This is a genomic window from Muriicola sp. Z0-33, assembly GCF_026126425.1.
Taxonomy (GTDB): Bacteria; Bacteroidota; Bacteroidia; order Flavobacteriales; family Flavobacteriaceae; genus JAFMPW01.
On the sequence record NZ_JAFMPW010000043.1, the window covers coordinates 1 to 560 of the forward strand.

General features: G+C 49.6%; 1 protein-coding gene. It reads right to left on the reverse strand.

Annotation, left to right across the window (positions count from 1 at the left end):
* Positions 1 to 560, reverse strand: a 560-nt coding sequence (locus J1G40_RS18285; protein WP_265244106.1) for a SprB repeat-containing protein, incomplete at both ends; no start/stop codon positions are given.

Consider the following 560-nt stretch of genomic DNA (forward strand, 5'->3'; position numbering starts at 1 on the left):
GTTTGTGCCCCATTGGCATCAGTAATTAGTACGGAATGTAACCCAACATTCAAGGCCAATGCTGTCTGGGTGGTTTCACCATTATCCCAGCTGTAGCTAAAAGGTGCTACGCCTCCTGTTGGATTGGCAGTGGCACTGCCTGTAGACTCGCCAAAACACAAGACATTATTGACCAAACTGATATCACACAACAATTCGTCGGGCTCGGTTATCAGTACCTCGCACATCGTCGTACAGCCATTGGCATCGGTAACGGTTACACTTTGGGTCCCTGCAGTTAAAGCCGTAGCTTGCTGGGTGGTCTCTCCGTTAGCCCATAAATAGGTAAATGGGGCGGATCCGCCTGAAAAATTGGCTACGGCCGAGCCATCATTGCCTCCGTTGATAGACACATGTTGCACTAGAAAAATACTGCATGTTAGTGGAGCTTGTGGCTGGCCAACGGTAGCCCCGTCTGTAGTCTCACAGCCATTGGCATCGGTGATGGTCACCGTATAGGTACCGGCTAGTAAACCACTAATATCCTGGGTGGTGGCACCATTACTCCATAGATAGGTATA